At 66.6% G+C, this 18226-nt stretch carries 18 protein-coding genes and 1 pseudogene; 10 read left to right on the top strand and 9 right to left on the bottom strand.

Going from position 1 to position 18226, the window contains the following annotated elements; all coding sequences use genetic code 11:
- Window positions 1–43: 43 nt before the first annotated feature.
- Together NRB20_RS07105 and NRB20_RS07100 are read right to left on the bottom strand one after the other, a co-directional pair.
- Window positions 44–814: an ABC transporter ATP-binding protein gene (locus NRB20_RS07105; protein WP_153408544.1), complete on the bottom strand. Its 771-nt coding sequence runs from the start codon at window positions 812–814 to the stop codon at window positions 44–46.
- Entirely contained in the window at window positions 814–2070 is a 1257-nt protein-coding gene (locus NRB20_RS07100; RefSeq protein WP_153408542.1) for an amidohydrolase family protein, read from the bottom strand. The genes NRB20_RS07105 and NRB20_RS07100 overlap by 1 nt, the downstream gene beginning before the upstream one ends.
- Before the next feature lie 208 nt (window positions 2071–2278).
- Between NRB20_RS07100 and NRB20_RS07095 the strand changes: the two genes are divergently transcribed.
- Both NRB20_RS07095 and NRB20_RS07090 read left to right on the top strand, forming a co-directional pair.
- Entirely contained in the window at window positions 2279–2965 is a 687-nt protein-coding gene (locus NRB20_RS07095; RefSeq protein ID WP_319944575.1) for a helix-turn-helix domain-containing protein, read from the top strand.
- Window positions 2952–3902, top strand: a complete 951-nt coding sequence (locus NRB20_RS07090) for a PDR/VanB family oxidoreductase (RefSeq protein WP_153408528.1) — start codon at window positions 2952–2954, stop codon at window positions 3900–3902. The genes NRB20_RS07095 and NRB20_RS07090 overlap by 14 nt, the downstream gene beginning before the upstream one ends.
- 62 nt (window positions 3903–3964) lie before the next feature.
- Here the strand turns inward: NRB20_RS07090 and NRB20_RS07085 are convergent, their stop codons facing one another.
- The 3 genes from NRB20_RS07085 to NRB20_RS07075 form a co-directional block, all read right to left on the bottom strand.
- Window positions 3965–4723 carry a cysteine hydrolase family protein gene (locus NRB20_RS07085; RefSeq protein ID WP_153408526.1) on the bottom strand — a complete coding sequence of 253 codons (759 nt, stop codon included), beginning with the start codon at window positions 4721–4723 and terminating at the stop codon, window positions 3965–3967.
- A 3-nt stretch (window positions 4724–4726) separates the two neighbouring features.
- Complete coding sequence (locus tag NRB20_RS07080; protein ID WP_153408525.1) at window positions 4727–6319, bottom strand: AtzH-like domain-containing protein; 1593 nt, start codon at window positions 6317–6319, stop codon at window positions 4727–4729.
- Window positions 6320–6405: 86 nt separating this feature from the next.
- Window positions 6406–6657 carry a Smr/MutS family protein gene (locus NRB20_RS07075; protein ID WP_153408523.1) on the bottom strand — a complete coding sequence of 84 codons (252 nt, stop codon included), beginning with the start codon at window positions 6655–6657 and terminating at the stop codon, window positions 6406–6408.
- Between the two features lie 329 nt (window positions 6658–6986).
- On the opposite strand from NRB20_RS07075, the gene NRB20_RS07070 reads away from it, so the two are divergent.
- The 3 genes and pseudogenes from NRB20_RS07070 to NRB20_RS07060 all read left to right on the top strand — a co-directional run bounded on the left by NRB20_RS07070 (window position 6987) and on the right by NRB20_RS07060 (window position 8469).
- On the top strand, window positions 6987–7211 hold the full coding sequence (locus NRB20_RS07070) for a sigma factor (protein WP_153408521.1): 225 nt from the start codon (window positions 6987–6989) through the stop codon (window positions 7209–7211).
- A 16-nt stretch (window positions 7212–7227) separates the two neighbouring features.
- Window positions 7228–7485 (top strand): annotated as a pseudogene (locus tag NRB20_RS07065) (DoxX family protein); the annotation flags it as partial.
- 183 nt (window positions 7486–7668) lie between these two features.
- The gene (locus tag NRB20_RS07060) at window positions 7669–8469 is read left to right on the top strand and encodes an SDR family NAD(P)-dependent oxidoreductase (RefSeq protein WP_153408517.1); all 801 of its coding nucleotides are present in this window, start codon (window positions 7669–7671) and stop codon (window positions 8467–8469) included.
- Window positions 8470–8473: 4 nt separating this feature from the next.
- Here NRB20_RS07060 and NRB20_RS07055 read toward each other — a convergent pair whose 3' ends face one another.
- The gene (locus NRB20_RS07055) at window positions 8474–9601 is read right to left on the bottom strand and encodes an FAD-dependent oxidoreductase (RefSeq protein ID WP_153408515.1); all 1128 of its coding nucleotides are present in this window, start codon (window positions 9599–9601) and stop codon (window positions 8474–8476) included.
- A 95-nt stretch (window positions 9602–9696) separates the two neighbouring features.
- Complete coding sequence (locus tag NRB20_RS07050) at window positions 9697–10902, bottom strand: FAD-dependent monooxygenase (protein ID WP_153408514.1); 1206 nt, start codon at window positions 10900–10902, stop codon at window positions 9697–9699.
- A 94-nt stretch (window positions 10903–10996) separates the two neighbouring features.
- On the opposite strand from NRB20_RS07050, the gene NRB20_RS07045 reads away from it, so the two are divergent.
- The 5 genes from NRB20_RS07045 to NRB20_RS07025 all read left to right on the top strand — a co-directional run bounded on the left by NRB20_RS07045 (window position 10997) and on the right by NRB20_RS07025 (window position 16418).
- Window positions 10997–11746, top strand: a complete 750-nt coding sequence (locus tag NRB20_RS07045) for a TetR family transcriptional regulator (RefSeq protein WP_153408512.1) — start codon at window positions 10997–10999, stop codon at window positions 11744–11746.
- Window positions 11747–11884: 138 nt separating this feature from the next.
- Window positions 11885–13267 carry a hypothetical protein gene (locus NRB20_RS07040; protein ID WP_153408510.1) on the top strand — a complete coding sequence of 461 codons (1383 nt, stop codon included), beginning with the start codon at window positions 11885–11887 and terminating at the stop codon, window positions 13265–13267.
- 54 nt (window positions 13268–13321) lie between these two features.
- A complete protein-coding gene (locus tag NRB20_RS07035) occupies window positions 13322–14134 on the top strand; it encodes an SGNH/GDSL hydrolase family protein (protein WP_319944574.1) in 813 nt (270 codons plus the stop codon).
- 36 nt (window positions 14135–14170) lie between these two features.
- A complete protein-coding gene (locus NRB20_RS07030; RefSeq protein ID WP_319944573.1) occupies window positions 14171–15625 on the top strand; it encodes an amidase in 1455 nt (484 codons plus the stop codon).
- Window positions 15626–16076: 451 nt separating this feature from the next.
- Window positions 16077–16418 (top strand): LGFP repeat-containing protein, encoded by a 342-nt coding sequence (locus tag NRB20_RS07025; RefSeq protein ID WP_227833240.1) that lies wholly within the window; start codon window positions 16077–16079, stop codon window positions 16416–16418.
- Between the two features lie 101 nt (window positions 16419–16519).
- Here NRB20_RS07025 and NRB20_RS07020 read toward each other — a convergent pair whose 3' ends face one another.
- Window positions 16520–17524: an AAA family ATPase gene (locus NRB20_RS07020; RefSeq protein WP_153408508.1), complete on the bottom strand. Its 1005-nt coding sequence runs from the start codon at window positions 17522–17524 to the stop codon at window positions 16520–16522.
- Between the two features lie 36 nt (window positions 17525–17560).
- The gene (locus NRB20_RS07015) at window positions 17561–18133 is read right to left on the bottom strand and encodes a TetR/AcrR family transcriptional regulator (RefSeq protein ID WP_153408505.1); all 573 of its coding nucleotides are present in this window, start codon (window positions 18131–18133) and stop codon (window positions 17561–17563) included.
- Window positions 18134–18226: the final 93 nt, after the last annotated feature.

The raw sequence follows: 18226 nt of genomic DNA, 5'->3' as shown, positions 1-18226 counted from the left end.
GCTGGTTCATCGGTCACCTTCTCTGCCTCCGGAATTCGGGTTCTCATGCGTGACCTCCTCGTAGCGCCAGGGAGATTCGGCTCGCCAGGGCGGCGAACTCCGGGGTGAAGCGGATCTCCGGGCGACGGGGGAAGTCGAACGGGATGTCGACCTCGTCGACGATGCGGCCCGGGCGGCCGGACATCACCGCGACCCGCGAGGACAGGAATACCGCCTCGGTCACCGAGTGGGTGACGAACAGTCCGGCGAAGCGGCGGGCGGCGAACAGTTCGGTGATCTCGGTGCCCAGGCGTTCGCGGGTAATCTCGTCCAGCGCGCCGAAAGGCTCGTCGAACAGGAACAATTCGGGATCGATGGTCAGCGAGCGCGCCAGCGACACGCGCATCCGCATACCGCCGGACAGCCTGCGCGGCAGGTGTTTCTCGAATCCGGTGAGTCCGACCAGTTCGATCGCGGAGGCTGCGCGACGGTAGCGTTCGGCCTTGCCGACGTGATCCAGTTCGGGCAGTAGCGCGACATTGTCCCGGACCGTGCGCCACGGCAGCAGCGTCGCGTCCTGGAAGACGTAGCCGACCCGATTCGCACCCACCTGCGTGTAACCGCCGGTGGTGGACTCCAGCCCGGAGGCGATGCGCAGCAGCGTGGACTTGCCGCAGCCGGAAGGCCCTACGACACTGACGAATTCGCCCGCGCGCACGCTCAGATCGACCCCGCTCAGTGCGACGGTGCCGTCGGCGTAGGTGAGCTCGGCCGCCTGGAATCCGAGCACTTGACTGCCCTCGCGCGGCGGCGCGGTATTCATGGTGAGCGGCATCAGACCTCCACTGCGGCGAATTCGGCGAAACGGTGTTCGGTGCGGCTGATCGAGACGACCGCACCGTCGTGGATGACGATCCGGTCGGCGGGCGCATTGGCCAGGACGTCGAGCAGGCTGTCGCCGCGCACGGCCAGAAACTCCGCTCGCGCACCGACTTTCGCGCCCGCCTCGGGTAGTCCGAGCACCTCGCGGGCGCCGTCGGTGATCAGCCGCAGCGCGGTCTCGGGGGCCACGTGTCCCGCGGCGATGAGCAGCGCGGCGGTCTCCAGCGGATCGCTGCGGCCGACGGGGTTGAACGGGTCGCGCACGTTGTCGCCACCTGCGGCGACCGGTATTCCGGCGTCGAGCAGCGCGTTGATCGCGGTCAGGCCGCGCGGTGTGGCGACCGGGTCGTCCCAGCCTTGGAGATACAGATTGGTCAGCGGCAGGCTGACCACGCCGATACCGCTGCGCGCCACCGCCCGCAGCAATTCGGCGAGTTCGTTCTCGGGCATGGTGCCCAGTCGGCAGCAGTGTCCGGCGGTGCGCGGGCGCTCGGGCGGCCAGTGTTCGACCTGTTCGGCGAAGGTGGCGAAGGTGTGGTGGTCACCGTGCAGGAATTCGTCTATGTGCAGGTCAGCACCGATATCCCGCTCGTGTGCGAGGCGCAGCAGGCGGATGGTCTCGGCGACCGGGTCCGGCGCGACGTGCGGTGCGCCCCCGACCAGGTCCGCACCGGCGTCCAGGGCCGCGTGCACCAGTTCGGTGTCGGCGTGGGAGGGCACCATCACGACGATCTCGAGGTCTGCGAGCCCGCGCAGTCGCGTCCGCACGGTATCGACCGCGACGATGCCGCGCAGCGGATCGGGACCCTCGAGGATGTCGACGTGCGTGCGGATCGCGGTGACGCCGTTGCGTACCAGCGCCAGCGCGGCGGCAGTGGCGCGTTCCCGGAACGATTCGGCGGTGAATACGCGACTACCGTTGCGCCAGTTGGCGATTGCCGCACCCAGGTCGCCGAACGGAGGCGCGAGGGTGTCCCACGACAACGCCTTGTCCAGATGCGCGTGCGGCTCCGCGGGCGCGGTCAGCAACAGATACCCGGTCAGGTCCAGGGTGCCGGAATCGGCTGCGGGCGAACCCGCGGCAGGCCGGACGGCGGCGACGATGGGCGGTCCGGCCGTATCGGACCGGATGTCGATATCGACCACCGAGCCGTCGGGCAGCCTCGCGCCGCAGAGGCGCGAAATACGCTGCGGTAGTGCATGATCCATACGAGCTCTCCGTGAGGGGAACAGATTTCGGTGGCCCGCCCCGTGGCTGGTCGGCGGGACTCGACACTGAGCTATGTTGATCTCATCAACATTTATGACTATCCAGGTACGGCGTTTCGATCACGTGAACAGTCCGGCTACGGTCTTGTTAACTCGCGGTCCCGGCGCCGAAGTTGGATCGACGGCGTGTGATGCGAAGGTGGACAACGTGACCAAGAGTGGCCCCGACGACCGGTATCGCGCACTCGGCGCCGAATTGCGCAGGCGGCGTCGCGATCTCGGCCTGACACTGGTGCAGCTGGCCGAACAGGTCCAGCTCTCCCACCCGTTCCTGAGTCAGCTCGAACGCGGTCTGGCGCGGCCGAGCATGATGACCCTGGCGCGGCTGGCCGACGCGCTGGACACCACCCAGGTCGAGCTGATGATCGCCGCCGACAGCGGGACGACCGGCGTCGCCACCGCCGGAGATGGCACCGCCGAGGCGCGCGTCATCCGATCCCACGATGGTCTCCAATTGCCCCGCAGCACAGCGAGTTCCGGCTCCGGAGAGGGATCCACGCGGCTGCTCGTGCACGGTCGCGCGGCGTTCTATCCGCAGGAATTCACCGAGGTGCACACCGAATTCGGGCCGTATTTCGTGCACGACGAGGACGAATGGGTGTACGTCGTCTCGGGTGCGATCATCACCGACCTGGGCGATCAGGGGCAGGCTCGGCTCGCCGCGGAGGACAGTCTCTACTACACTGGCGGCACACCGCACCGGTGGCGTGTGGTGGATTGCGCGAGCGCCCGGTTGATCGTCGTCAAGGCGGCCGGTGCGGCGCAGCATCCCGTGGCTGGGACGAATAATCCGGTGGGGCACCAAGATTCGGAAGGCCCCGATGACAAATCCTGAACCCATTACCGTCGTCGTCAGTGCACGTCGGCAGGTGGCACGCGATATCGTCGAGTTCACTCTTGCCCGTCCCGACGGCGGCCCGCTGCCCGGCTGGGAACCGGGTGCTCACATCGATGTGTTACTCGCGGACGACACCGTGCGGCAGTACTCGCTGTGTTCCACGCCCGAGGACCCGGGGTGTTACCGCATCGCCGTGCTGCGCGAGGCGGGCGGTCGCGGTGGTTCGATCCGCATGCACGAGACGTTGTTGCCGGGTAGCACTGTCGCAATTCGGCCGCCGCGCAACCACTTTCCGCTTGTTCGCGCGCTGGAATATATTCTGGTTGCCGGTGGTATCGGCATCACGCCGATGCTGCCGTTGGCCGCTGCGGCGCAACATAGCGGGCGGCCCTGGCGGCTGGTCTACACCGGTGGTGAGGCGGAGGCGATGGCCTACGCCGACGAGTTGCGTGACCTCTACGGCTCGGCGGTGACCGTGCACGAGTCGGGCTTTCAGGATCGGATCGATGTCGCTGCCCTGCTTGCCGATGCACGTCCGGGAACCGCTGTCTTCGTTTGTGGCCCAGCCGGTTTGATCGCCGCTGCCGAGGATGCCTGTCGCGAACTGCCCGCGGTCGACGTATTCTCCGAACGTTTCGCCGCACTCGCCACGACCACGGCCGATGACGTTGCGTTCGAGGTGTCGCTGGCCCGATCCGGACTCATCCTGACCGTTCCGCCGGGGCGCTCGATCCTCGAAATGGCCGAGGAGCACAGCGTCCTCGCCGCGTCCTCGTGCCGTGAAGGCGCCTGCGGCACTTGCGAAACCGAGGTGGTCAGCGGCGAGATCGATCATCGGGATGCGGTGTTGTCGCCGGAGGAGCGTGCCGAGGGGGAATCGATGATGATCTGTGTATCGCGTTGCGCGGGTGGGCGGTTGGTGCTGGAACTGTGAGAGTGGCCCGGCCATCGATGAGGGGTGGCCGGGCTATCGCAGCGACTATCCAGGTGTGAAAGCTACTGCGCAGGGCTGTGTTCGGCCATCGCATCGGCTAAATCGCTGGCAGTGGCGGTGAATCCGAAGCACTGGCGGACGTTGTAGATGGTCGCGTCGAGGCAGTACGCGGGTGAGGTGGTGGCTGCGGCGTCGGTGAGCAGTACTACGTCGTAGCCGAGGTTGGCGGCGTCCATGAGGGTTGCCAGGACGCATTGGTCGACGTTGACTCCGGCGAAGAGCAGGGTGTCCACGCGCAGGTTGCGCAGTACCGAATCCAGTGCGGTGTCCACGAATCCGCTCATTCGATATTTGTCGATGTGGATATCTGTTGTGGCCGAGTCGAGTTCGTCTACTATGGCGGCTCCCCAGCTGTCTTCCTGGAGTACTGCCGTGCTGGAAGTAGTTGCAGGGCTTCCGATTCCAGTGTCTGCACCTGCCGGGTCGTAGACGTGCAGTACGCCGGGTGGAAGGTTGGCGCGGTCCGGGCGGTTGCCCCAGTTCACCCAGACGATCGGCACGTCGGCTGCCCGGAGTACCGGCAGGAACTCACGCACGCCCGTGACCGCGCTCGTGGTCGGCGTCGTATCGACTCCGATCCCCGACAGCCAGCCGTCGGGATGACAGAAATCGTTTTGCAGATCGATCACCAGGAGTGCGGTCCGGGCGAGGTCGAGGGTCAGCCGCTGCGGGGCGGCCGGGATGGTCAGGGGGCGTGCGGGACGTTCCGGGCGACGCAGATCGGCGTGGTCGGGGGACAGTGTCCAGGTGTTGCGTGTCATCCATCAGTCCTGTTCCACAAGGGGTTTCGCGACGAACTCGGTGAGGCTGGTGTCCTGGTGTGGCCCGGCCAGCAGGCAGACGCCGACCGGCAGATCGCCCGACTGTGCGTGCGGAATCGATAGCGCGGGTAGGCCCGCCAGCGAGGCGTGGCAGGTCAGCCGCAACGTCGCCTGGCGCACGATCTCCATCTGCTCCGGGTCGGTATCGATCCGCGGGGCGGCCGTCGACGCCGATGGCAATGCCAGCGCCACGCCGGGCTGCAAGAGATCGTGCCAGCCTTTGCGTATCTCGCTGATCAGTTGCCGGGCAACAGCTTCCGTCGCCGCATCGATGTCGCGTCCGGCACGGAATCGCGCGGCGACATCGGGGGTCAGTGCGTCGGGATGAGCCTCGACGAAGTTCCCGTGCATACGCCACGCTTCGGCGAGTTGCACCGTCCGGAAAGCACCCAGTGCCTCGTCGATGCCGATACCTTCGGGCAGTGGTAGTTCGGTCGGCCGAGGTGCGGGTAACTCGCCACCGGACGCCGCATGCCGCATGGTCAATGCCTGCACCGCAGCTGTAAATGATTGGTGTGCATCGGGTTCGAGCAGTTCCGACAGCTGCGGTGCCACCAGGATGGTTCGGATCGGCACGGACCGCTGCCCCGGCAACAACGCCGCGGCAGCACGCGCGAGCAACTCCGGGTCGCGAGTCAGCAGCCCGACGCTGTCGAAACTCGGCGCCAACCCCACCACACCGCCGAGCGACACCGCACCGTGCGTGGTGCGCAACCCATAGAGACCGCAATACGACGCCGGTACCCGAATCGATCCGGCAGTGTCGGTACCCAGTCCGATATCGGCCAGCCCACCCGCGACAGCGGCTGCCGGGCCACTACTCGAACCGCCACAGATTCGTTGCGGTGCAACTGGATTCGGCGTCACCCCGTAGTGCCCGTTGACTCCGCTGAGCGAAAATGCCAACTCATCCGTAGCCGCAATACCGACCACATTAGCCCCGGCCCCCAACAATGCGGCCACCGCGTCAGCATGCTCGACTTCAATCGCAGCCTCCGCCAACCACGTCGGATTACCCGCCCCAACCGCATACCCAGCCACCGCGAACAAATCCTTCACCGCCACCCGCGCATGCCCCAGCTGCCCCTCACCAATCAAGGACGCTTCCACCTCTGGCAGCACCCGCCATACCCCCACATCACTCGCGATTGGGAGACTGGGATCTGTTGCAGCACTGGCAGATACGTGCGCCACGGCAATCGCCCACACGCCGTCGCCCGAACGCTCCCACACCTGCGTCTGAATACCGCGCGCCCCATCGCCCCGCCGCGTCTCGGCGACAACGGCCGCACGGTCCGGACCGAGATTCCGCACATGCACCCGCACCAACTCGCGCGGCGGCGCCCCACCCCGGCCCGAGCGGAATTCGGAAATCGCCCGATGTCCCGCCAACGTCACGGCGGGATCGCTGCGAATCGGCCGCTCCCCCGCCGCGAAGAGCGCGTCGAGCTCGACCAGATCGTTCCGCATGAGCGCCCGCTCGTAACGCAGGAAGGCCGCGCGCAGTCCGCTGTCGAAGTCATCCGGGTAGCTCATCGCCCGAACGCTAGTCCGCAATGTTGATGGGATGAACATTCCGCACGTTACGTTGCGATGAAACCTCCCTCACGCCGCACCCGCGTTCACAGATGAATCAGAATGCGCCCCTCGTTCTTCGGATCCACCTCGACCTTCCGATACAACTTCCGCATATGCGGCTGCCGCAACAACCCCAACACCCGCTTCTTCAACGTCCCCGCCCCCTTCCCCGGAATGATCTCCACCAGCGTCGCCCGCTGCCCCGCCGCCCGGAACAACGCCGACCGCACCGCATTATCGATATCCCGATCACTACGAAACACCGGATGCAGGTCAACAGTCACCACCCCGGACATCCGCCCACCTCCCCAACCTCAACCCGCTCGCCCCTCATCGACATCCACCCGGACGCCAACCCAATCCAGCCGCACCCCACCACACGACCGCCCACCGACGGCAACTCATCAGAGATGATCAACTCCATACCAACCATGCTGCCGTACACGACCCAAAGGCACTACCCGACAATCGACCGCACTTACCACAGGATGGGCCGCCGCTTCCGGTCCGGAGCAGTCGACGGCAGCGCCAATGCGCCCGTGCGACACAACAGAATTGGACCTCGACGTGCCAGCCGCAAGGACGAGGCCACGAATGAGTCCGAACTCGAGACCGAACGCCCGGGCTGACCGCGATCGCGACCCGTGTCCTCGGCACGAACGCCGACGCGGACGACGTGGCACAGGAGGCGTGGCTGCGCCTGTCGCGGGTCGAGACGGTCGAGGACCCGCCCGCGCTGCCCACCACCGCAATCACCCGCCTATGCCTGGATCTGATGCGCCGCAGGCAGATCCGCACCTCAGGCGCATCGCTGACCTGCTGCACATCAGCGGCACCGCAGCGGGCATGACGGAGTTGGTTATCCGAACTATGTCATGACCATTCTGGAAAGTCCTCGCGCCATGGCGATTCTCGCGCCGAGGTTCCCGGTGATGAAGGAATGGGCCTATGCGGGCATGTTTTTCGACCTCACCGGCGCTTTCGCCGCACATGTCGCGCACGGCTCGGCGGCGGCCCACCTGTTCGAGACCGGCGCACTCGCGGCCTGCGCCGTGGCATCGTGGGCGCTGCGTCCGGCGAGCCGCAAGCTCGACGTCCCGGTCTTCCGCTACTCATACCGATAGGGCTCACGCAAGAGTCGGAACTCCTTGCATATCAATCAATTCGGCAACGAGAGAGTTACCGGCAAGGAAACGCAGGTAACGAGATTTCCCCGACCTCGCGCATGTCCGATTCGTGTGTAAGCTCAGCGCCAGCGCAGCCCGATGAGGCTGCGCTGACTGGCTTTTCATGTTGAAGGACAAGGCATGCCATACAACTTCGCGGATATGACATTCGTGATCACGGGGGCGACCAAGGGTATCGGCGCGGGTTGCGCACGAGTTGCCGCTCGATACGGCGCGAATGTCGTCGTTTCCGGGACCAGCGCCGAACGCGGCAAGGATGTGGTCGAACAGATCCGCACCGCCGGAGGTGAGGCGTCGTTCGTCGCGTGCGACGTCCGCCACCCCGAGCAGGTCGAGCAGCTGATGGCCAGTGCCGCCGCGATCTACGGCGGCATCGACGTGCTGCACAACAACGCCGGCGTCACCGAGACGGCGCTGACTTCCCAACTGTCCCTTGCGGATATGCCGGTGGAGACGTTCGACGAGGTGCTCGGCATCAACCTGCGTGGCCCCTGGCTGTGCGCGAAATACGCACTGCCGTACCTGAAGTCGAGCACCCGGAACCCGTCGATCATCAACACCGCCTCCACCGGTTCGTTCGTCGCCTTCCCGGGCTGCACGGCCTACGGCGCGAGCAAGGGCGGCCTGGGCCTGCTCACCAAGAACCTGGCAATGGAACTGTCCCCCTCGGGAATTCGCGTCAACGCCCTCGCCCCGGGCCTGACCGGCACCGAGATGGTGGTGGATTATCTCGACACCATGGGCGACCCCGAGGAAGCCCTGCGCAAACTCACCGGCACCCAGCTCGTCCCCCGGCTCGGCGAACCCGACGAGATCGCCGAACTCCTGTGCTTCCTGGCCAGCGACAAGGCCCTGTTCGTGAACGGCGTCGTCTGGCTGGTCGACGGCGGCACCCTCGCCTGGCGCGGCTCCAACGCCTAGCTGTTCACTCCTGCGGCGCGAACAGCCCGACCAGCGCCTCGGGGATCTCACCGCCGAACAGTTCCTCGAAGATGGCGGTCTCGTCCTCGACCGCGGCGCTGCGCGGGAACATGGCCTGCTCGTATTCGGCCAGCGCCGCCTCGACGTCGTCGGGATGCGCGACCAGGGCGCGGGCGAGTTCGGCGCCGTCGAGCATGGCGAGGTTGGCGCCTTCGCCGTTCGGGGCGGTCAGGTGGGCGGCGTCGCCGACCAGGGTGACGCCAGGCACCCGCTCCCAGCGGTGTCCGATCGGCAGGGTGTAGAGGGAGCGGAGCAGGGGCGCGGTGTCACTGTCGGTGATCAATGCGGTGGCTTCCGTTGCCCAGCCGTCGAATTCGCGCGCGACCAGTTCGGTGGCCACGGCCGCGTCGGTGAAATCGATGGTGGCGAACCAGTCCAGCGGCCTGGTGAACATGACGTACGCGTGCAGGGTCGCACCGCGTTCCCGGTGCGCCAGGATCTGCCGGTCGGCGTCGGGCCCGTGCACGCTCATCGACCCTCCCCCAACGACTTTCGCGGTCGCCGGGTGCCGGACGTCGGCGTCGAACAGGTACGTCTCGACGCACGACATCCCGGTGTACTCGGGCACGGCGTCGGACAGCAGCGGCCGCACCTTCGACCAGGCGCCATCGGCTCCGACCAGCAGTTCCGTCACGACCGTGCCGCCATCGGCGAAGCTCACCTCGTGCCGCCCGCCACCGAGCGCGCGCACCTCCCGCACCTTGCATCCCCACCGCACAGTGCCCTCGGGCAGCGCGTCGAGCAGCAGTTGCCGCAGCTCACCGCGCTGCACCTCGGGCCGCCCGCCCGACCCGTCGTCCCCCTTCTCGTACAGCACCCTGCCGTCCATCTCCAGGAACCGCATCGCTTGGCGCCCTTCGAGAATCAGTCCCTCGAACTCGTCCGTCAGCCCCGCCGCACGCACCGCGATCTGCCCGTTGTAGTCGTGGATATCGAGCATCCCGCCTTGGGCCCGCGCGGTCGCCGAGGTCTCCGCCTCGTACACCGTGGCCGAAATTCCGTGCACGTGCAGCACCCGCGCCAACATCAAACCGCCGAGTCCCGCACCGATGATTGTTACCGAATCAGTCATGACATCGACGATGACCGGCGACCATTGCACCGCCCTTGCGCCCGCCTTGCGACCGCATGCACCGTTCGGGCGTCACCGCAGGCGCACCCTCGCGCTCACACCCCGCAGAGCACCCGCTCGTAATCGGGCAGCGGGGTCGGGGTGCGCGGCGCCATGATGCGTTCCATCCCGGCCAGCGATTCCATGATCGGCAGCCTCGTGATCGTATTGCGGGCGGCGATGCCGAATCTGGTGCGCGGGATCATCATTCGCAGATTCGGGCCGATCCGGTGCTTCTCGGTGACGACCGGACCATGCGCGCGCTCGTATTCGCCGAAGGCCCTGCGGTATCCGCCGTTCGCCGCGGCGAGTTCTCCGGCCAGACGGTAAGCGCCGGTGAGCGCCAGTTCCGCACCGGCGCCCGAGACCGGCGAGGCGCAGTAGGCGGCGTCACCGACCAGGACGATCCGGTCGGACGCCCACGACGGCAGGTGGACCTGGGCGAGCGAGTCGAAGAACAACTCCTCGTCCGCGAGCGCGTTGTCGAGCAGGTTTCGTACCTGCCAGGCATCTTCGCCGCCGAAGCGATCGATCAGTATCCGATGCACAGCGGTCGTGTCACGCGGATCGAAATCCACACGGGGACTGCGGAATCCGAGATAGACCTTGGCCTGTTCGTGGTTGCCGGAGCGATAGATCCCGGCCACGGTGCCGGGCGTGTTGTACAGGGTGACCCAACGATCCGGCCCGAGCGCGGCATCGGCGTCACCGAACGCGAAATAGTGATTCATGTGGCGCACGAACTCCGCATCGGGACCGAACGCCAACCGCCGCACCGCCGAATGCAGCCCGTCCGCGCCCACCACCAGATCGAACCGCTCCGACCGCCCGCGCTCGAAACCGACGGTGACACCGTCGCTCTCGGGATCCAGCGACACGATCGCGTCACCGAATCGGTATTCCACACTCCCACTGGTGATTTCGTACAGCATCCGAACCAGATCACCGCGCATGATCTCCACCTCGGCGCTGTCGATCTTCTCCTTGACCCGCTGAATATCGATCCGCGCGACGGGTTTGCCCACACGATCGACGAACTGCATACCCCGCACGTCGGCTGCCGCCGCCCGCACCCGGGACGCCAGGCCCATCCGCTCGATGACCTCGATGGCCTGCTCCCGCACGTCGACCCCTTGACCACCAAGGCGCAGACCCGGAGCCCGCTCCACGACGGTCGACCGAAATCCGAAGTGCGAGAACCAATATGCGGCGGCCTGGCCCGCGATGCCCGCGCCGGAGATGAGGATTCGTTCGTTGTTCATTGTGCGACTCCAGTCTCAAAATTATTGACCGACGGTCAGATTTCCGAAGGTACGCGGCTGACCGGAGGTCAGTCAAGGGGTAGGGTCGAGGACCATGGCCGACAACTCGCGCGCGCGCATCCTGGAGACATCGCTGGAGATGTTCGCGGTGCGCGGCTACACGACGGTGTCCGTCCGGGAGATCGCCGAAAGCGTCGGTTTGACGAAAACCGCTGTGCTGTATCACTTCCCGAGCAAGGGCGATATCGTCGCGGCGCTCATGGATCCGCTGCTGACCGAGAGCGAGGCGGTGGTGGCCGCGGCCAGGACCCTGAACGATCCGGCGAGCCGATGCTGGGCGGTGGTCGAGGGCATCCTCGACGTCGCGTTGGCGCACGGCATGCTGCTGCGGATCCAGATGCAGGATCAGGCGCTCGCTGCCGATCCGGCGGCCTTCGCGCGCATGCGCGACCTCGCCCTGGCCGCCCAGGAACTGATTGCCGGACCCGATCCCGATTTCACCGACCGCGTGCGAGCCGCGCAGGTCTACGCCGCGCTGAGCGATCCGGTGACGATATTCGCCGGTCAGCCCGCCGCCGCACTGCGCGCCGCGATCCTCGACGGCATCACCCGGCTGCTGGGCCATCGGCGACCGGCCCGGCGCTCCCGCCCGGCACGACCGCGATCCGAACCTTCCGCACCCCGTTCGCCGGGCCGCGGACGCCCCGGCGTCATGACCGCCGAGATGGTGGCCGACGCGCGCCGCATGCGGGATGCGGGCGAAGGGTCCGTCGACGAGATCGCGTCGCGGTTGGGCGTCTCACGCGCCACCCTCTACCGCCATCTCAGTTCCGAGTCTCAATAATATTTTCGAGACGGGTCGATCCGCGACAGCGCAGCAAACATCATCGGAAAGTTCACAAGCGGTGACCCGGTGTTAACCGAATGCGTTCCACACCTCACTAAATTCCTCTCCAGCAGCAGATTTCGGGAGAGGCTCGGCATGACACTCGGCACGGATCGGACCGGGCGGACAACCCTGGACATCAACGCGCGGTTGTCCGGCTATTCGCTCATGGACGCCCTACTCTGGCGGCGTTCCCGCCGATTCGCACCGGGTATGGAGATCAGCGGCGGCCCGCTCAGCTACCGCAGCACCGCGGCGCCGCGACCGCTGACCACCGACGAGGAAGCCGCCCTGGCCTTCGCGGCCTGCGGCATCACCGGACACACGCTGGCCGAGATGCCGTACCAGGAGGGTGATCGGCCGGGCGCGGGCGGCGGCAACATCATCGCGCAACTCGTGGGCCGCACCATCGCCAGCGGCGACGGCATCCACAGCGTTTCGCTGTTCGTGATCAACGACGAGGGCGTCTCACTGGTGCGCCGGCCGCAGGATCTGGATCGCGCCGAGATCCCGGAGTTGATCCGGCTCGCGCACGGCCGCGAACTGCGCCCGCTCTACGACCGCGTCCGGGTGCGGGTCAGCGATCGGCGCGTCGACGTGCCGCGCGAGGTGCCGTTCGTACCGCCGTTCAACCAGTATTCGACGAACGTGCCGGGGACCACCTATTTCCTGCCGGTCGCCGAACTCACCGCATTGATGATCAATCTGCTGCTGTCGGCGTTCGAGGACGATTTCGGTTTCTACGTCCTGGACGAACGCAACCGTTTCCAGCCCGCCGGTCTGGCGAAATTCGCGCGTTCACGCGGCGGCCACCTGAACGATGATCTCTCGGCGGGCCGTGTGGTCACCGCCGGATTCCTGGACACCTGGCTGCGTGAATTCGCCGCCATCGAACAGGGCGCGATGCTACAGAATCTCGGGTTGATGACCCAGGCGCTGGGTCTCGGCGGATTCCCGCATTTCGCGGCGCATCCGTTCGTCTGGTATCAGGAACTCGGCTTCCGGATGCGGAACCTGCGCCTCTCCCGCACCATCGGCGCCAATCCGCTGATGGCCGCGGCCATGTCGCTGACCGGTCGCGATATGCCGATGCCGACCGCCGTCGGATTCGAGCACCAGGGGAAACCGCTGCTGCGGCCGTACTGCCCGCCCTATTACCGGAATATGGAAGAGGCGGTGCTGGCATTCGTCGATTTCAAATACGCACCCGGCAGCGGCACCCTGCGCGACGGTGGCGCGCAGAGCAGCTGGCACGACGGCGGGGCCGTTCAGAACGATATTCCGAAGGTCTCCGACAACGCCATTGCCGCGACGATCGCGTACCTCGAATATCTGCACAACCGATACGGTCGCGTCCCCGCCGACAACGGACCTTTCCGGACCGTTCTGGCATATCAGGCCGCCAATCTCGACGAGGATTTCTACAACCGTTACTACGTGCCCGACGCCTTGAGCCCGGCGCAGCGCGACCGCGCATAGCAACAGCGTCGATCCCGGGCTCGGATGAGCTCGGGAAGGGTGCGGAGTAGCGTGTTGAGCACTGCTGTTTCACTTCCGGAGGTCTGCCCGATGCCACCCGCACCCCGATTCGAGCGGTTCGTCGCCATGGGAGACAGTCAGACCGAGGGCCTGTGGGACGGGGCCGACGACACCGGTGTGCGAGGCTGGGCGGACCGCTTCGCCGAGCGGCTGGCGCGGGACAATCCGGCGATCGGATACGCCAACCTCGCGGTCCGCGGCCGCCGCGTCGCCGAGATCCGCGACGAACAGCTGGACGCGGCGCTGGCCATGCGGCCCGATCTGGTCGGCATCTGTGCGGGGATGAACGACGTGACCGCGCCCGGCTCCGATTTCGTTGCGGCACTGGATGTTCTGGAGGAGCTGTACGCGAAGCTCAGGGCCACCGGCGCGACGGTGGTCACCACGACCTTCCCGGACGCCCGTCGCATCGTCCCGCTCGCCGCCCGCCTCATCGGCCCCCGCATCGATCTGATCAATGAACGAATTCGACTGTGCGCCAACAGATATGATCTGCACTTGGTCGACCTGTTCGGAGCCCCGTCGATGGCCGACCTGCGCATGTGGAGCCCGGACCGATTACACGGCTCCCCCGAAGGCCACCACCGATTCGCCCTGGCAGCGGCGCAAGCCCTGAGCCTCGACGACGCCGACGACAGCTGGACCGTACCTCCGCCGAATACCGAAAAGCACCGCGCCGGTGACATTTTCGGCGAACTCGCTTGGGTCGCGGCCACCGTCCGCCCCTGGTTGTGGCGTCGACTGCGCGGCACGTCCACCGGCGACGGTCGCATCGCCAAACGCCCGACATTGCGTCCACTCGACTGACCTGTCCGACCACGACCGACGGGTACGCTCGATCCGGTGGACTGGAGCTTCCGGACGGCCGAAGAACTCGTTACCGCACTGCGCGCCGGTGAGGTGACCTCGTCGGAATTGACCGACGAGGCGATCGCGCGCATCGAGCGGGACGACACGGCGATCAACGCGATCTGCGTGCCCACTTTCGAGCGGGCCCGGGAGGCCGCGCGCGAGGCGGATATGGCGCGGGCCCGGGGTGAGGATCGGCCGCTGCTCGGAATTCCGTTGACGGTCAAGGAGTCCTACAACATCGCCGGATTCCCCACGACCTGGGGGATGCCGCAATTCGCGGATTTCCGTCCCGCCGACGACGCGGTGCAGGTGGCTCGGGTCGAGGCGGCGGGCGCGGTGATTCTGGGCAAGACCAATGTGCCGTTCATGCTCGGAGATATCCAGAGTTACAACGAGATCTACGGCGCCACGAGCAATCCGTGGGATCTCACCCGCACGCCGGGCGGGTCCTCCGGCGGTTCGGCGGCGGCGCTGGCCAGCGGATTCGGCGCGTTGTCCATCGGCTCGGACATCGCGGGGTCGCTGCGTGTGCCGGCGCACTTCTGCGGAATCTATTCGCACAAGCCGAGTTTCGGGCTGGCGTCGGTGCGCGGGCACGTCCCGCCGCCCGCACCGGCCCTGCCGTCGGATCGCGATCTGGCCGTCGTCGGGCCGATGGCGCGCTCCGCCCGCGATCTGTCGCTGCTGCTGGATGTGATGGCCGGGCCCGATCCGCTCACGCACGGCATCGCCTACCGGCTCGAGCTACCGCACGCGCGACACGAGCGTCTCGGCGACTTCCGCGTCCTGATCATCGAGGACCATCCGCTCATCCCGACCGGAAATGCGGTGCGGGCCGGGGTGAATCGGGTCGCCGACGCGCTCGTCGCCGCCGGAGCGCGGGTCGAACGACACAGTCCGCTGCTGCCCGATCTGGCCGAAGCCGGAGTGCTCTACCTCCAACTGCTGATGTCGAATCTCGCCGCCGAATTCCCCGAGCAGGCATACGACGCGATGCGCGAGCACGCCGCGAAACTGGATCCCGACGGTCGCGGGGTGGACGCGGAACGCTTGCGCGGCGCGGTATTCAGCCATCGCGACTGGATGGCCGCCGACGCCCGGCGCACGCGGCACCGTCAGGGCTGGCGTGAGGTGTTCGGCGCATTCGACGCCGTGGTCTGTCCGATCACCCCGACCCCGGCGTTTCCGCACGACCACGACTTCGATATCCGCACCCGCCGGATCGATATCGACGGCAGCGCACACCCGTTCGGCGATCAACTCGTCTGGCCGGGCGTGGCGACCATGCCCGGTCTGCCCGCCACCGCCATCCCCACCGGCCTGTCTCCCGAGGGCCTCCCGGTCGGCGTCCAGCTCATCGGCCCGATGTTCGAGGACCGCACCCCGCTGCGCCTGGCCGAGTTGCTCGAACAGGAGATCGGCGGTTTCCAGGAGCCACACCGGTAGTCCGCCTGCACCGAAAGTGTTGTCGTACAGCTGTTTTCAGCCCGATCAACGAGCCACCGCGACACCGCCACGGCCGGTTTCCGACGAATGTCCGGATCGACCGCTACGCAAGCACATTCGGGCGCCCGTCGGACCACGGCTCAGACCCGCCACGCCGAGCGCCGGAAACACCGTGCCGACCAACGGGATTGGATAACAAGTCCATTACGGATCGGTCCGGCCCGGCGAGCGGATTCGAATACCGCGCGGGAGCGCGACGTCCGCGACGACGCTGGTAGATAGCTCGCGAGGTTCCGAAGAGCCCGAAACCGAGACGATCCGCCCTGAGCGAACATGGCGTGTACGGATGCTGATCGATGCATGACTCGCCACCCGGAATCGTTGAACGTGCGCTAGCGTGATGCTCGGCGTTTGCCACTACGTACGGATCTGCACGGAAGGAACCAGTCGAATGGGATTCGAAGTCAAGGGAACGATCGGCGACCACTACAACGAAGCCGGCGGCGCGTCGAGCCCCTTGGGTGAGCCGACCTCCGACGAGCAGGACGCCCCCAACGGCGGCAAGTACCAGGAATTCACCGGCGGCGTCATCTATTTCAACCTCGCGACCGGTACCTTCACCGTCTACGGCGAGATCCGCAAGGCCTGGGAGGCCGAGGGCGGCGCGGGCGGCCCGCTCGGCTTCCCGACCTCCGACGAGCAGGACATCGAGGGCGGCAAGGTCAGCAACTTCGAGCACGGCTCGATCAGCTACTCGTTTGCCGACAACAGCACCTCGGTGAACCGCGCCTGAGTCGCACACAGTGAAACGGTGGGCGCCGACCATCCGGTCGGTGCCCACCGTTTTGTCCGAATTCCCCCGGCAAACCATTGCGAATAGTTAGCTGAACGAACTCAGTGGCGATAGATATCGTCCAACCCGATCAGCACCACATCCTCTGCCGATTCCGCCGCACAGCAACGCCTCACCACCGTCGGGGCCGTCACCGAATACGACCACGTCGACCTCGTGCTGTGTCCGGTTGGCGGAATCATTGACCACCCCGCTACCGACCGTGCCCGGATATCCACCGAACACCTCGGGTGGCGCATATCCGGCCACCCAATCCCGGCAGATCTGCTCGAAATGCGGCCCGAGAACATTGGCGGTGAAGCGGTCGGCGCGGCGCTGCCAGAGCCGACCGGTACTGCGTCCAGCGGATGGGCGATGTCACTCGCTTTGCGCCCGACGAAGGACGCAATTCCTCCGCTGGTCGAATTCCCGTGCACCACAGCGGAAAGCACCGAGTGATACAGGCCCGGATCCCGCAGCCCCGGCTCCTCACCGAGCAGATACCGCGCCTCGCGGAACAGCGGACTCGACGGATTGAGCACGGTCCGACCGACCCAGTCGTCGAAATCCGCTGGGCCGGAAGGGGTATCGCCCTCCACGAATTCGCGCCGACAGGCGGGCGTGCCGCCGACGATCGCATGAACCCGCACGGCCAGTCGAGGGTCGTCGATCTCCCAGAATTGCGCCGCGAGCCGATGGTCCAGTGTGGGGACGATCAACTCCAGGCCCGCCCGGCCGCGCAGGGGAGCATCACCGGACAGCAGTGACCCCATGAACGACAGCGCGGAGCCGCACAGCAACAACCGACCTCGTGATCGCAACCGCTCGGCCCGGCGCGGAGCCAACGCGGCCTGCACGATCGAGGGCAACGACGGGGTGGCCTTGACCAGATACGGGAACTCATCGATCACTACCGGAATCTCGCGCTCGGCCGTCACCGCAAGCAGGCCGTCGACCGCTCGTCGCCAATCGCCGAAGGTGACGGGCAGTGCCGATCCGGTGAACGCGGCAACCGCTTCACCGAAATACCGCAGCGATTCGGCCTCGGTGGCTTGATCGGCACTCACCTGATACGAAATATAAGATCAGTATCAGGCCCCGGATTACTGTTCGACGGGGAGTCCGACTGCGCGGGTGGCGGTTTCGGCGACCTGTTCGTCGGTGAGGTTGCTGTGCGCGAGCAGGACGTGGGACAGGACGATGCGGACCACCACCTCGGCGGCTTGCAGGGGGGTCAGAGCGAGGTGGTCGTCGGCCTTGGCGGCGATCAGGGGGGCGGCCAGGGCGGCGACGGTTTCGACAAGGTTGAGTTCGGATTTGCCGTGGGCGATGGCGACATTGATCAGCCAGGCCGGTTCATGGTCGCGGATGTAGCCGAAGGCGGCGTGCTTGCGCAGGTAGCCGAGCGCGAAAAGGGTGACGTCGTGGACGATTCGGCCGGGCGGGGCGAACAGATCCAGTGCGGTGTAGGCCGCGGTGATCATCTTGACCACCTCGCCGCGGCCGATCGTGCCCAGCAGGCCGTCCTTGTCGCCGAATTCGCGGTACGCCGTCGCCCGCGAAACGCCCGCGCGTTCCGCGACGCCGCCGATGGTCAGAGCGCCCAGACCGCTCTCGGCGATCAGCTCGAGCGCCGCGTCGTGCAGCGCTTCCGAGGACCGTGTCGGTGAGGTCATGCCTCATTTTCTACCTGTACGCCACGCTCGGGCGTGCGCCAACCGGAAGACAATGGTTGCGACAACCAATTAACTGAGACTATTCTTCGGTTA

Source organism: Nocardia macrotermitis, from assembly GCF_009604405.1.
GTDB lineage: Bacteria > Actinomycetota > Actinomycetes > Mycobacteriales > Mycobacteriaceae > Nocardia > Nocardia macrotermitis.
The sequence above is the reverse complement of the archived record's forward strand: the minus strand, read 5'-3'. Positions and strand labels throughout refer to the sequence as shown.